General features: G+C 58.8%; 9 protein-coding genes. 6 read left to right on the top strand and 3 right to left on the bottom strand.

What is annotated here, in order from left to right; genetic code table 11:
* The first annotated feature begins 149 nt into the window (after nt 1-149).
* The 5 genes from AC4HNJ_RS09835 to AC4HNJ_RS09815 all read left to right on the top strand — a co-directional run bounded on the left by AC4HNJ_RS09835 (nt 150) and on the right by AC4HNJ_RS09815 (nt 9971).
* Complete coding sequence (locus AC4HNJ_RS09835; protein ID WP_490479384.1) at nt 150-3026, top strand: ATP-binding protein; 2877 nt, start codon at nt 150-152, stop codon at nt 3024-3026.
* Nucleotides 3027-3194: 168 nt separating this feature from the next.
* A complete protein-coding gene (locus AC4HNJ_RS09830; RefSeq protein WP_490479383.1) occupies nt 3195-4844 on the top strand; it encodes a FecR family protein in 1650 nt (549 codons plus the stop codon).
* Between the two features lie 195 nt (nt 4845-5039).
* Nucleotides 5040-6185: a CHASE2 domain-containing protein gene (locus AC4HNJ_RS09825; protein ID WP_490479382.1), complete on the top strand. Its 1146-nt coding sequence runs from the start codon at nt 5040-5042 to the stop codon at nt 6183-6185.
* Between the two features lie 160 nt (nt 6186-6345).
* Complete coding sequence (locus AC4HNJ_RS09820) at nt 6346-6996, top strand: DUF4142 domain-containing protein (protein WP_490479381.1); 651 nt, start codon at nt 6346-6348, stop codon at nt 6994-6996.
* A gap of 620 nt (nt 6997-7616) precedes the next feature.
* Entirely contained in the window at nt 7617-9971 is a 2355-nt protein-coding gene (locus AC4HNJ_RS09815; RefSeq protein ID WP_490479380.1) for an alpha-amylase family glycosyl hydrolase, read from the top strand.
* 483 nt (nt 9972-10454) lie between these two features.
* Here the strand turns inward: AC4HNJ_RS09815 and AC4HNJ_RS09810 are convergent, their stop codons facing one another.
* Nucleotides 10455-11468 (bottom strand): YVTN family beta-propeller repeat protein, encoded by a 1014-nt coding sequence (locus AC4HNJ_RS09810; protein WP_490479379.1) that lies wholly within the window; start codon nt 11466-11468, stop codon nt 10455-10457.
* Nucleotides 11469-11978: 510 nt separating this feature from the next.
* Complete coding sequence (locus AC4HNJ_RS09805; RefSeq protein WP_490479378.1) at nt 11979-13376, bottom strand: substrate-binding domain-containing protein; 1398 nt, start codon at nt 13374-13376, stop codon at nt 11979-11981.
* 528 nt (nt 13377-13904) lie between these two features.
* Here AC4HNJ_RS09805 and AC4HNJ_RS09800 point away from each other — a divergent pair.
* Nucleotides 13905-14078 carry a hypothetical protein gene (locus tag AC4HNJ_RS09800; protein ID WP_490479377.1) on the top strand — a complete coding sequence of 58 codons (174 nt, stop codon included), beginning with the start codon at nt 13905-13907 and terminating at the stop codon, nt 14076-14078.
* Here AC4HNJ_RS09800 and AC4HNJ_RS09795 read toward each other — a convergent pair.
* Nucleotides 14063-14488: a hypothetical protein gene (locus tag AC4HNJ_RS09795; protein WP_490479376.1), complete on the bottom strand. Its 426-nt coding sequence runs from the start codon at nt 14486-14488 to the stop codon at nt 14063-14065. The genes AC4HNJ_RS09800 and AC4HNJ_RS09795 overlap by 16 nt on opposite strands.
* Between the last annotated feature and the right edge of the window lie 31 nt (nt 14489-14519).

Here is a 14519-nt window from a genome sequence, read left to right as displayed (position 1 = left end):
TCTCAGTCGCGACCTCGGATTCTAACCAAACTTCCCATGGTTCCCCTGAAGCCGCCATCGATTGATCTTGCGCGGCAAACAGGCATGATGAGGCCCAGCTGCCAATGACGGGCAGCATCCACGCGAATCCATTCAAACGATACCTCGCCGTGACCCTTGCCCTTTTCTTCAGCGATGCGGTATCCAGCTGGTTCGACGCCAGCCCGGTTTCCATTGCGGTGGTAGTACTTGCCATCCTGCTCAGCATCACGGCGCTGCTCGCCCTGACAGTGTTGCGCGTGATCTTTCTGCAGCGGCAAAAGCTGGCGCAGGCCGAGGACGCCATGCAACAACAGGAAGCAGCGATGCACGCGCAGCTGGACGCCGTGCCCTTCCCTGTGCTGGTCAAGGACGCGTCCGGTAACTACCGGTCACTCAATACGGCTTGCTGGCGCCGGCTCGGCATCGATCCTGCGCGCGCCGTCGGACAAACCAGCCTTGGTCTCACCGAGCACCGCTGGCTGGTTGATGCCGGCGACGTTCCAGTGGGGCATCGCCTGCATCAACTCAGCATAGACGCGATAAAGGAAGACAAAGTCCAGCGCTGCGAGCTGGACTATCTCGGCGGCGACGGCCGGCAACGTACCGGCCTGGTATTGGAATCCCCGGTGCATGCCGGCGACGGCACCGTTACCGGCTCCATCGGCGTCGTGCTCGACATCACCGAGTACCGACAGATCGAACTTAGCGTGCGCGCCACCGAGCAAAGCCTGCATGACATTACCCAGCGCATTCCAGTGGTGGTGTTCGCCGTCCGCCGTGGCAATGATCACCTGCAGCGATTGGCGTTCATCGCCGGTAATCTGAATGCACTGTTCGGACTCGACCAGGCGGACCTGCTGGAAACCGCCAACGTATTGCGCGACTGGCCGTTTCACGACCGCATCCACGCTGAAGATGCACCTGCGCTACGCCGCCTGCTGCAACGCGCGACGCGCCATCGAGGCACGTCGACGCTGGATTTTCGTGCCTATGGGGCAGAGGGCCTGCGCTGGATCCACATGGTAATGGGCACGCGCCGGCTGCCTGATCACCAGATCGAGTGGATCGGCTATTTCATGGACACCACCAGCATCAACGCGCACAACCAGACCCTGCTGGCTGCACGCGACGCAGCCGAACGCGCCTCGAAAGCCAAGGCGGATTTCCTCGCCACCATGAGCCATGAAATCCGTACGCCAATGAATGGTGTGATCGGCATGCTCGAACTACTCGGCCGCACCTCGCTCGATGATGAACAACGTGAGCTGGTGCACGCCGTCGAAGACTCGGCAGGGGTACTGCTGCAAGTACTCAACGACGTGCTGGATTTCTCCAAACTCGAAGCCGGCAATGTCCGGCTCGACGAGGCACCGTTCGATCCGCGCACGCTGATCGACAACGTGGTCGGCATGATGGGCGGTGCGATGCAGAAGAAAGGGTTGCAAGTCGAGGTCGGCGCAGAGGCGACCCTGGCCGGCAAGCTGCTTGGTGACAGCGTGCGGATTCGTCAGATCCTGCTGAACCTGCTCAACAACGCCAGCAAGTTCACCGAGCATGGCAGCGTCGCCATCCACGTGCGCGTGCTGGGCGACGATGGCCATGTGCAACGGGTGCGCATCAGCGTGACCGACACCGGCATCGGCATCGCCGCCGACAAGCAGGCCACGCTGTTTACCCCCTTCTCGCAAGCCGAGTCGTGGACGACGCGCCGCTACGGCGGCACCGGCCTCGGCCTGGCCATCTGTCGTCACCTGGTGCAATTGATGGGCGGCAGCATTGAGTTGAGCAGTCGATTAGGCGAAGGCACCAAGGTCACGCTGGACCTGCGCCTCCCCGTGGCGCAACGCGAACCCGACCGGCCGTCCGAACCGGTGGGAAAGCATGCGATCGTGCGACTGGCATCGATCGCCATCGCCAATGCGCTGACAGCCCATCTGACTGCGCTCGGATTGACGGTGGAGCAGATACCGCCCTCGCAACCCATGCGGCGGGGTGTTGCCGCCAATCTGCTTTTCGTGGATGCGGAGGACCGGGAGAGCGCCGCGCGGATTGCCGCGCAGCCCATCCTGGTCGACGTGGGAGTCAGCGACGCCTCCGAGGATGGCGATGAGGAATACATTCGGCTTAATGCCAATCCACTGAAATGGCAGGCTGTGGTGCGGGCCTGCATGCAGGCGCTGCAGCCTCTGGCACCTCGCTCACGCGAGACCACTTTGCGGCGGCCCGCAACACCGGCAATCCGCGATACGCGCATGACGCAACCGGCTGCGGAAAATCGCATCCTGATTGCCGAAGACCATCCAGTCAGCCAAACCCTCATCCGCCGACAATTAACGCAGCTGGGCTGGTCTTGCGATGTCGTCGGCGATGGACGCGCCGCTTACGACGCATTGCGCCAGCACCCCTACGTGCTGCTGATGACCGATTGCCAGATGCCGCTGATGAACGGCTACGAATTGGCGACGGCATGGCGGCGGCATGAGTCCGACACGCATCGCGGTACGCGCCTGCCGATCATCGCCATGACCGCCAACGCGTTGGATGGCGAGATCGAGCGCTGCCGCGACGCGGGCATGGATGATTACCTGAGCAAGCCAGTGCAATTACGCCAGCTGGAAGAAAAACTTCGCGTATGGATGCCAAGCCCCGGCCTCGACATGGACGAACCCGAAGCGCCTTTCTATGAAGACGTCTTTGCCGAATCCGGCATGCAAGATCTGCGGCGGGACATGTTGCAGCTTTTGTTACGCACGAGCGATGCAGACCTGCAAAACATCGAGCTGGCGGTGGCGGTCAACGATGGTGAACAGGCCGTACGCAGCCTGCATCGCACACTGGGCGCGCTGCAGCTCTTCGCAACGGGCCGCGTCATCACCGAAGGCCGCGCCCTGATGGAGAATCTGAGCAGCGTCAACGCCGAGGTGGCTATGCGACAATTGCCCGGCTATCTCAAGAATGTGCGTCACCTGCTGCAGGAACTTGCCGACGAAGACCAACAGGGATAATCACGCAGATTGGCATTCCCCCGCTTGTGCCGCAAAATTAGAGGGAGCCATTGGGCGCGAACTGCCGACCCCCGGACCAAGGTCATCTATCTCGCTCATGTCCGTGACGCAGGGGGCGTTTCGTTGATGCGGTTCCATGCCGCATGGAAGTTGTCAGGGGGACCCACGATGTATCCCGCCCAAAGCCGGCTGCTGCGGCAGCTCGTTGTTATCTTGCTGGCGTTCTCGATCACGCCGATGTTGTCCGCCACCGACTGGACTTATCGCGTCCGTCCACGCGACAACATCTGGGATCTTTCCGGGCGATATCTCAAGCCCGAGGTTTCCTGGCAAAAACTGCAGGCGTACAACCACATCGCCGATCCCTATCACCTGCCGCCAGGCATGACACTGCACGTGCCGATCGGCTGGTTGCGCGTGCAGCCGGCCAACGCCGAAGTCATTGCCGTCATGGGCAGTGCCCACGTGCAGTGGCCTGGCCAGGCACAGGCGCAGACGGTGACGCCGGGCATGTCGCTGAGCTACGGCGCGCACGTCACCACGGACGCCAACACCAGTCTTACCTTGCAATTTGCTGACGGATCGCGCCTGTTGGTCGAACAGGACAGCGCGCTGGACCTGGACCAGATGAGCGCTTACGGCCGCACCGGCATGGTCGATACGCGCCTGCGCCTGCAGCATGGGCGCGTTACCAGCAGCGTGACGCCGATGACCGGCGTGGCAGCGCATTTCAGCGTGGAAACGCCCGGAACGATTTCCAGCGTGCGCGGCACGCATTTCCGCGTGGCAGCCGACATGGGGCACTCCCAGACGGAAGTGCTTACCGGACGTGTCGACGTCGCCGGCGATCATGCGCATGTGCTGGTTCCAAAGGGGCTAGGCGTGGCCGTCGCCGATGGCAGCAAACCGAAACACGCTCAACCCTTGCTGGCGGCACCGGCGTTGCATTGCCCCACGCAAACCGTCAGCCAGTTGCCGTATGCGCTGCGCTGGACGTCCCTCGACGGTGCGCAGGGATACCGCGTAGAGATGGCGGCCAACGATCGCTTCGAAGCCTTGCTGCTTGATCATGTGACGTCGTCCACCCAGATCACCCTGCCCGACGTACCCGACGGCGATTACGCGGTGCGTGTGCATGGCATCGACGCGCAAAACCTGGAAGGCGAAGACAGCGTCTGCGCGCTGCACATCAGCGGCCATCCACAGCCGCCGCTGGTGATACAGCCGCTGCCAGGCAGCAAGGAGCGTGCGACACGCCCACGTTTCCGCTGGACGGAAAGCCTGGAAGCGGCTTCGTATATATGGCAGCTCGCCCGTGATGCGCAGTTCGCCCAACCGCTCGCCAGCGAATCGCAACTTACCGGCGATAACGTGCGCGCGCCACGTGCCTTGCCTTACGGGCATTATTACTGGCGCATCGCCAGCCGCGATCGCCACGGTAAAGTCGGCCCCTTCACTGATCCCATGCCGTTTGATCTGGTGCCCCAGCCACCCGCACCGGAAGTCGGCAAGCCGAAGTCTTCCCATCAGCAGGTGAGCCTCGGCTGGCCGGCCGGCACCCAGGGACAGCGCTACCACATCCAATTGGCGCGACAACCCGATTTTGCGCATCCTCGGGTGGATGAAACCGTTGACCAGCCCACGCTGCAAATGAAGAAGCCCGGGTCCGGCACTTGGTACGTGCGTGTGCAAACCATCGATACCGACGGTTACGCCGGACCCTGGGGCGCGGTGCAAAAAATCCATCTGGGCGGCGGCATCTGGCGCATCGCAGCCATCGCGGGTGGCGGCGGGCTGGTGCTATGGCTATTGCTGTGAAGCGGGTGACTGCATCCTGCTCTTCGATGCGCGGGACCGATGACGTTTGCCTTGGCAGCGTCATTGCAAAAGCGTGCAATGGCGTGTCTTGCGACACGGCAACATAAATCCTCAAAACAAGCTCTTCCCCTGGGCACAGGGGAAGTTGGGAGGGTAAGAGTGTGCGACCGATTCCGGCGCTAGAGGAGGCAAGACGTGCCTGACAGCTTGCCTAACCGCGCCTTCGCCTGGCTGGTACGCGCGATGGTCTGGATGGCCGGCGTGGGCGTGCTGGTGCTAGTCATGATCAGCGGCATCACCGTGCGTCTGGATAACAGCCTTTACGATTTGCACGCGCACTTCTGGCATTACGCTCCGGACAACGACATCGTCATCGTCGCGATCGACTCCAAAAGCCTGGACGAGATCGGCCGCTTTCCCTGGCCGCGCCCGGTCTATGCGCAACTGATCGATCGCCTCACCGCCGACGGTGTCCGCGGTATCGGCATGGACATCACCATGTCCACGCCCTCTGACAATCCCCAGCATGACGACCAAGTCGCGGCGGCGATCCGGCGCAATGGCAAGGTGGTGCTTCCCGTCTTCGCCGAAGCCGTGACGCTGGGCGGTCCGCTGCAGGAAGCCTTACCGGTCACCACCATCGCGCAAAGCGTCGCGGCGCTGGGACAAGTCGACGTGGCCAAGGGCGACGACGAACTCGTGCGCGGCGCCTATCTCAAAGCCGGGCTCGGCAGCCCCTACTGGCCATCGCTTGCACTCGCCCTGCTGCAGTTGGGACACACACCCCTGCCTGCCTTGCCGGGGATGCACGACCCCATTGGCAACGACGCCTCCCCCTATCTGTGGATGCGCGACGACTACGTGCTGCTTCGCTATGCCGGCCCCGCCGGTACCTTCGGCCGCCTGTCGTACACCGACGTACTCAACGGCCGCGTGCCCGCCAGCCTGCTCAAGGGCCGATGGGTCTTGATCGGCGCCACGGCTGAGGGGCTCGGCGACATCCTGCAGACCCCGGAATCACCCATGCCGGGCGTGGAATACCAGGCGAATGTGCTCGAGTCCCTGAAGCATGGCCTGCTCGTGACGCCTGTCGGCTTTCTGGGACAACTCATGCTGGCCAGCGGCATGCTCGCGTTCCCGCTGCTGCTATATGGGCTGCCCGCGATCGGCCGCAGCTGGCCTTTGTTTCTGCTTAGCGCACTCCTGGTGATCGCGCTTTGCATCACGCTGCTGCGCGCCTCCTATCTATGGTGGCCGCCGGTAAGCTGCCTGGCAGTGCTCGCCCTGGAGTTTGCCGCCTGGAAACTGTTAACGCGCCATCGCGGCGGCGCGCACGCCTAAACACATCGCCAAGCACATCACCGAGCATTTGCTGAAGAGCATTTCTCCCAACCACGCTTCCGTATAGGAGGCTGACAATTTCTAAACACTCTTTGAACTTCTTCAAGTCCACATTGGAGCCCTAGGGGCCATTCCTGCTCATGCCATAAGGCGGTACACCATGCGCGCAGCAAGCTTCTCCCGCTTCGTACCCTTGTCGCTGGTACTTATGTGGCTGTCGCTGATTCCTGTCGTGGCCGCCGCTGCTGACAACGGCCAGCCATCGACACCAGACGAGCAGGCGTTCCTGACCCGCGCCATGTCGGACAATGCTTCGCAAATCGCCATGGCCAAGCTGGCGTTGCAAAAGTCCACCAACCCACACGTCATCGCCCTGGCCAACGCCATCATCCAGGAGCGCATCGCACTCGATAATCAACTTACGCAGCTTCTTGCGGACAAGCATTCGCGGACGGACAAAGATCACGCCGCAAGCAACACCGTGATGGTCAACCGCTTGCAAGTCCTGGATGGCGACGCTTTCGACAGGATGTTTACCAGTGCGCAAGTGAAGAGTCATTGCCGCATGATCGCCGCGTACCAGACCATGAAGTTGACCTCCACCGATCCCGCGCTGAAAAACATCGCCCACGACGCCATTCCCGCACTGCGCAGCAACCTCACTGTCGCGCTGTCGGTGTTGCGCTCGTCCTCCGATTGGGCGCCTTCGGCTCATCATCAGGACTCCCTGGCAGTTGCCGACACACGCACCTCATCCAGCAAGACGCCGGTGTTCTGGGAGCCGGTTTCCCTGGTTGCAGCGCCGTGGTAATGCACCGCTAGTCCATAGCGCACTATCCGACCGCCGCGATGTTGCCATCGCGGCGGTTTTTGTTTTATCGGCTCACAGGCACGCGCGCGTCTCGCGTATGCCGTCAAAACAATATCGGGTACCACGCCTGTGCTCGCTGTCGCACTGCCACGTTATCCATTACCTACAACGCCTTCGCGTGCGCCATCGCCATCGCAAAATGTATTCTCCATGTGAAGACGCCCATTTTTCTTTCCATGAATACGTATGCATACCCTGGTTGCTGCACCGCGATGCTTCCTACTATCCAGCGCACCAGCTTTCCGTATGACCAAAGCAATGCGTTCGGCCGTCTTTTCTTATGGGCTTACACACCACTCTTTCGGTGACCATCATTCGCGCCTGCGTGGGAATAACTCCAACGTGTGAACGATGCACACGGAAAAACGTGTGAACGGTTAAATCAAAGCCGGCTCTAACCGCATCGCATCAGCAAAGGGGAGATCGATCGGCGTTCGGGAAGCTGCGGCAACGCAGGCGATCCTGCCTGCATGCACTTCAGGGAAACACATAAGCACCTGGTTACCTGTGTAACCGGGCTCGACAACCTGTTCACGTTACGAAGCAGGAGGCACACCCGAATGAAGTGTTCAACCATCCTCGCCGCCTTGCTGGCCTGCGCCAGTCTTTCGGTTATTCCCGCCATGCCCGCCCATGCATCCATCGACAGCATGAGCCTGGGCGCAAGCTACAACGCACAGAAAACCCAGATCACGTTTCGCGTCTATTCCTCGCAAGCCACACGCATCGTGCTGTATCTCTATGCAAGCGGCTACGGCGCGCAGGAATCCGCCACATACCTGATGAGCAATCAAGGCAGCGGCGTGTGGCAAGTCGTTGTGCCGGTATCGTCGATTCAAGCCGACGGCATTACCGGTGCGGTGTATTACGGCTATCGCGCCTGGGGCCCGAACTGGCCGTACAACAGCAATTGGACCAAGGGCTCGTCAGCAGGCTTCATCTCGGACGTCGACAGCCATGGCAACCGCTTCAATCCGAACAAGCTGCTGCTGGATCCCTATGCGCTGGAAATGAGCCAGGATCCACTGAATGCGCAGAACCAGGATGCCGACATCTTTGCCACCGGTGGCACGGTCGACGCGAATTTCGGCGAGGCCTATCGCTTGATCGACAGCGGCCCTTATGCGCCGAAAGGCATCGTGCTCGCGCCTAGCGGACAAAGCACCGGCACCAAGCCGACACGCGCCCAAAAAGACGATGTGATCTACGAAGTCAATGTGCGCGGCTTCACCAAGCAGGATCCCAGCATTCCCTCGCAGTACCAGGGCACGTATTACGGCGCCGGACTCAAAGCCAGTTACCTGGCCAGCCTGGGCGTAACGGCCGTGGAATTCCTGCCCGTGCAGGAAACCCAAAACGACGCGAATGATGTCGTACCCAACTCGGATGCCAACCAGAATTACTGGGGCTATATGACCGAGGATTATTTCGCGCCCGATCGCCGCTACGCCTACAACAAATCGGCAGGTGGCCCCACCGCTGAATTCCAGGCGATGGTGCAGGCCTTCCATAACGCCGGCATCAAGGTGTACATGGACGTGGTCTACAACCACACCGGCGAAGGCGGCACCTGGAGCGGTTCCGATCCCACCACCGCCACCGTCTATTCGTGGCGCGGCCTGGACAATGCGGCCTACTACGAACTCGATTCCACCAATCAATACTTCTACGACAACACCGGCACCGGCGCGAACTACAACACCTACAGCACGGTTGCCCAGAACCTGATCATCGATTCACTCGCCTACTGGTCCAACACCATGGGCGTGGACGGCTTCCGTTTCGACCTCGCTTCCGTGCTCGGCAACAGCTGCTTGAACGGCGCCGCCGTCTCCGGTGCTCCGAACTGCCCGAATGGCGGCTACAACTTCGACGCAGCGGATTCCAACGTGGCGATCAATCGCATCCTGCGCGAATTCACCGTACGTCCCGCGGGTGGTGGCAGCGGTCTGGATTTATTTGCAGAACCGTGGGCGATCGGCGGCAACTCGTATCAACTCGGCGGATTTCCACAAGGCTGGTCCGAGTGGAACGGCCTGTTCCGCGACAGCATGCGCCAAGCGCAGAACGAACTGGGCAACATGACCATCCACATCACCCAGGATGCGAATGACTTCTCCGGTTCATCCAACCTGTTCCAGGGCAATGGCCGCTCGCCGTGGAATTCCACCAACTTCATCGACATCCACGATGGCATGACCTTGAAGGACGTGTATTCCTGCAATGCCGCCAACAACAATCAGGCATGGCCTTACGGCCCCTCTGACGGCGGCACATCCACCAACTACAGCTGGGACCAAGGCATGTCCGCCGGCACCGGCACCGCCTATGATCAACGTCGCGCGGCACGTACTGGCCTTGCCTTCGTGATGCTTTCCGCCGGTACGCCGCTGATGCAAGGCGGCGACGAATACCTGCGCTCGCTCCAGTGCAATAACAACGCCTATAACCTCGATTCGACCGCCAACTGGCTCGATTACAGCTGGACCACCGATCAATCGAACTTCTACAACTTTGCGCAACGCTTGATCGCCTTCCGCAAAGCGCATCCTGCCCTGCGTCCTGCAACGTGGTACACATCAAGCCAGGTGGTCTGGTACGAACCCAGCGGCGCGGTCGCCGATAGCAGCTATTGGAACAACACCAGCAACTACGCCATCGCCTACACGGTGAACGGCTCGTCCTTCGGCGACAGCAACTCCATGTACATCGCCTACAACGGCTGGTCCGGCAGCGTCACCTTCACCCTGCCGACACCGCCCACCGGCACCAACTGGTACCGCGTTACCGATACCTGCAACTGGAATGACGGACCCAACACCTTCGTCACGCCAGGCAACGAGGCCTACATCGGCGGCGCTGGCACCACCTACAGCCAATGCGGGCAATCATTGCTGTTGCTGATTGCCAAATAGCCGTCTACCACACGCAAAAAAAGAGGGAGGAGCTGCATCTCCTCCCTTCTGCGTCCTGCAGAACACGTCACTCAATTGACTAAACAGGCATTGATCTGTGGCTTAGCTGCACCGTTTAATTGGCCTAATGCCAAGGTGAACCACGCCTAATGAGTCCGCAACATTTAACAGCTCATGGCTCGAAATAGGGCACAGCTGTTGTACGCGCCTGCAATGGCGTGTTTATGAAAGCTTGAGGATCAAGAACATGTCTGCTGCGTTGCGCCGATTCGAATCGGTAGACCGCGTCGAAGGGTGATGAGCTCCATTCCGTCTGTACAATAATGTCAACGAAGTCGTGGTAAAGCCATGCACCAGTGAGCAGCTGACATATGACGCACTCGCTGCACAGAAAACCGGTCATCTTGTAAGAGATGACCGGTTCTTTTTGCCCGAAGGACAGAACACATCAGAGCATAAAGGAATATCTTACTGCCCCGTTCTTCACCAGAACAGGAAACCCGGCTGCGTCGCCACAGCTGCGGGAGCGTCACCTACATTTACCGTGCTTACCGCGTCATTGAATGTATTGATCACGGAAACAGTGCCGGAATCGATATTAGCGACGTACAAGCGGGTACCATCGAGATTTAGAGCTTCAGACTGAGGCGCATCCCCAACCGGCACTGTAGCGACCAACTTGCCGCCGATCGTATCGATCACCGAAACAGTGTCGTCATTAAAGTTAGCCACGTACAAACGTACACCCAGCGGACCAACCGTCACAGCATTGGCACCCGAGCCAGCCGCAAACGTAGCGGTCACTTTATTGGTGCCGGCATCGATCACTGAGACGTTGTCAGAACCGAAGTTGGCCACATACACACGTGCGTCAAAGGGACCGACTGCTACGCCAAAAGGACTATTGCCCACGGGTACTGTAGCCGCCACGGTGTCAGAAGCCGTGTTGATCACCGAAACCGAGTTGTCCTCTTCATTAGCGACATATACGTGCTTGCCGTCGGAGCTAGCTGCGATGCTGAAGGGACCGTTTCCGACTGTTATCGTAGCAATCACCGCATGAGTGGCTGTGTCGATCACAGATACGCTGTTGGAACTGGCGTTGGCTATGTACAGGCGGGTGCCGTCAGGGCTGACCACTGCCGCCGCCGGCGTGTTGCCAACTCCTATCGTGCTGGTCACGGCCTGGGTAGCCGCATCAATGACGGATACATTGTTGGAACTGAAGTTAGCGACATACACATGCTTGCCGTCGGGGCTGACCGCCACACCCGCTGGATTGGTTCCGACCTGTATCGTGGCCGTCACGGCATGCGTGGCCGTATCGATCACGGAGACTGTGTTGTCGTTTTCATTGGCCACATAGGCGTTGTGATTGTGAGCAACGGCTGGCAGCGCCACGCATGCCAGCAGCAAAGGCAGGGTGCAGCGGGCCACGCCAGCAAACAAACGGCGCCCCGCAGGGCGCGCCTCGAACTTCAATTGATCAGTCGTCATGGAACACCTCTATAGAAGATCATGGGCGTCACAAAGCGCCCGGCACGAACATCTCGTTGCGTCGGCATTCGTATCGCTGAAAAGCCTCTTTCATTACCCCTGAAGGCTTGTAACCCTTTGCCATCCCGGCGCGTGTTTCCCGGACGAGGACAGGAACACTTCATTGGCGCGCATGCCGGCGCTCAACTCGTCCCGCTTGTTATGCTGGATCACTCCATATACCGGCTATTGCAAGTCTCGCCCTATCGCAATCCGGTATTTGCCAACTATGCGCTTGAGCTATGACGGTAGCTTGAAGTATTCGCGTCCGTAAACGTGTATTTTTTATTACGTTAAATAGGCGAAATCATTCAAGCTTCACATTCATAGTCATAAATCACGCTTCGTAACACTGGCTTGGTCATTGCCCAATAAATCGGACGACCATGTCATCACGTGCTTGCTTCTATTCAAAAGAGGAGGGGGTTCAGTCCCTCCTCTTCCTGCTCCCCGCAGAATGAAACGTGAAACTTAATTGACCAGGCAGCCGCTGACCTGGCTACCGGTGAAAGCACCGGAGGCAGGTGACAGGAAAGCCAGACCCGTAGTTCCACCAATCGTGGTTACGCTGCTCTGAACTGTGCTGTCGTACGGTGAGGCCAGCAGACCTTGCGTAGCAGCCAGATCCGTTCCATTGCCGTCGGTGTTGCCCATCAGATACGAGATAGCCACGATCGGGTAGCTGGTCGACGGCACGATGCCGCCACGGCTGCCCGGAACGGCGTAGTCCGCCGGCGGAATCAACGCAATGCACTTCGTAGCGGGAGCGTTGCTGATCGCAGACAGTGCGGCGGTACCATTTGCATTGTTGGTGCTGCTAATCACTTCGTTAAAGACTACTGCGCTTGCAGGAACAGCAAGCGCGGTGCCGAAGTTGGTCTGCGGACTCTTGCTATTTACGTCGGCGAACTGCAGGCCAGGATTGGTGGCCAAGGCGTTGGCTGTTTCCACATAGCCAATGCTGTCTGACGTGCCTGCAATAGCGTTGGCTACGCCTGGATTGCCGCTTGAACCGGTCCAGTTGGACGGAAGCGTCTCGACTCCACCCGTGGTGAAGAAGTTGGACACTACGCCACCCGTGCCGGCGAAGTTCTGGCTGGTTTCAAAAACATTGCTGAGCCCGGCAGAACCGCAGACGTTTGCAAGATGATTGCTGATGCTGAATGTGGTTCCGCTTCCATCCGAACGATATTGCACGTTGATGGCACCGGCAGGAATCGAATCGCCCGAAGGCAGTGTGAACGCACTGGACAGCCGGGAATCGCTCCAATCGGTGATCGTTCCAGAGAAGATCTGGCAGAGCTGTGTATCGCTGAAGTTCACTTCTGATGAGGTCACTTTCGCACCCTGGCTATCCTTCAGGTTGAAAGCGATCGCCACCGCACCCGCCACAGCCGGAAACTGAGTAGGAAAGTAGCCAGACGGATGGTTGGCAATGTAGTTGTTGTAATCGGTGAGCGCCAACGGCGAATCCGCACCGGCGAAGTTCGGTTGCGTCAGATCCGTGCGGCTCACGGCTGCCGCGCCAAAGCCGTGTACCGTACCGCTAGTGTCTTTCACGCAGTCCATCTGTACGCCGAAACCAGAAACGCCCGCAAGGATATTCTTGCCGGCGCCGCTACCGGTCAGGCAATAGGAAACGCCATTGCCCGACTGCGATGCATACACTCCAAACAGGGAGCCACTGTCGATGTTGGACCCCGTCACTTGCAGCATCGTCGCGGCATTGGTGCCGACATAACCGATCGAGGGCAGCGTCGCGCCACCGCCTACCTGCGTGGCGGCATGCGAAGCTCCGGCCAGAATCAACGCAAGAGCACCAGCCATCAGCTTGGTGCGGGTGTTGAACCTATTAAGTCCGTAACTCATGGTTTTCCCCATAGCGTTTATACCTCCGGAATTGGAGGCTCGGCTTTTTTACACCCCGGCAATGACGGTGCAATTAAGTATTGATGTCCTTGAATATGCCACCGTTATTACAATTTGCATTAATAGGCATATATACGAATAAGTCATTTTTAATGTCATGAAATATAATGTGGAAAAGCTCACAAGATTTGCGGCACGTGGCTTTTTTTCACAAACCTTAGACATGAGTATCTTTATGATTTCTGATCCGATTTTTATTTCTTGTTTTAATGACAGCACTTAACTGACTGAGCAAAATTTTCTCTGCTCGATAGGCAATCATGGATATGCCTGCCGCAGGCGGGCGGATAGGGATTGAACCTGGTGTTTTGGCAATACGCTTAGTCACTGAGCAGGTTCAAATTGCATCCCGTTCCATGAGCAGGTGTAGTGCCTGCCTTATTTTTGTCACCTCTGTGAAAGACGGGGCCTAACTTTTTCGCAGGACTACAGACACTGAGCTCCAGCATTTGCCGGGGCGACAGTTGAATGAACTCCGTAGTTAAGCTGAGCAATCCGGGGCAGCGGCACGAGGTTACGGAAAGCTTCCCGTTGAGCGTCAGCCATAGTTTTACCGAACGCTCATACACCTTGAGGGTCGATACCAAGCACGAACGAAGGCTTCTGGAACATCACTACGCCAACGCTCAGGGAGAGCAATAATGCGAACAACTCCCTGGCACCTTGGCTTCATCCGAACGATCGAATTCCCGCAACATGGAATAAACCTCGCGATCCAGTTCCGGCCATATGGCGAGGTTCGCCAGATAATCCCGCTTCAATTCACCCAACACAGAGCGAACAGCGCTTCGGTGTCCTTCCGCACACCATGCATTGAAGATCATCACCAATTCAGCGAGCAAGGTGCCCTTGGGCTTGTAAACCGACCCAAGGCTGCGCTTGAGCTGTTTTTCCAGAGAATAGGTAAGTCGCGAGCTGAAAGCGCGATCCGCCACTTCCAGTAATAATTCCAATTGGTCGCGCGTACAGGCGGCCAACAAGGATTCGGCCATCGCATACTGGCGGAAATTGGAAAGCTGGATAAGCGTTTCGATGAGTGCACCCTGATTCACGGTGATGGCCTCAATCCTTTGTCCTGACTCC

It is taken from the genome of Dyella sp. SYSU CM1112 (assembly GCF_058216415.1).
The sequence above is the reverse complement of the archived record's forward strand: the minus strand, read 5'-3'. Positions and strand labels throughout refer to the sequence as shown.

What these genes read in the sequence shown, in the direction of transcription:
- AC4HNJ_RS09830 (WP_490479383.1), top strand. Translation starts at nt 3,195, where the DNA reads ATGTATCCCGCCCAAAGCCGGCTGCTGCGGCAGCTCGTTGTTATCTTG.
- AC4HNJ_RS09820 (WP_490479381.1), top strand. Translation starts at nt 6,346, where the DNA reads ATGCGCGCAGCAAGCTTCTCCCGCTTCGTACCCTTGTCGCTGGTACTT.
- AC4HNJ_RS09815 (WP_490479380.1), top strand. Translation starts at nt 7,617, where the DNA reads ATGAAGTGTTCAACCATCCTCGCCGCCTTGCTGGCCTGCGCCAGTCTT.
- AC4HNJ_RS09810 (WP_490479379.1), bottom strand. Translation starts at nt 11,468, where the DNA reads ATGACGACTGATCAATTGAAGTTCGAGGCGCGCCCTGCGGGGCGCCGT.
- AC4HNJ_RS09805 (WP_490479378.1), bottom strand. Translation starts at nt 13,376, where the DNA reads ATGAGTTACGGACTTAATAGGTTCAACACCCGCACCAAGCTGATGGCT.
- AC4HNJ_RS09800 (WP_490479377.1), top strand. Translation starts at nt 13,905, where the DNA reads ATGAACTCCGTAGTTAAGCTGAGCAATCCGGGGCAGCGGCACGAGGTT.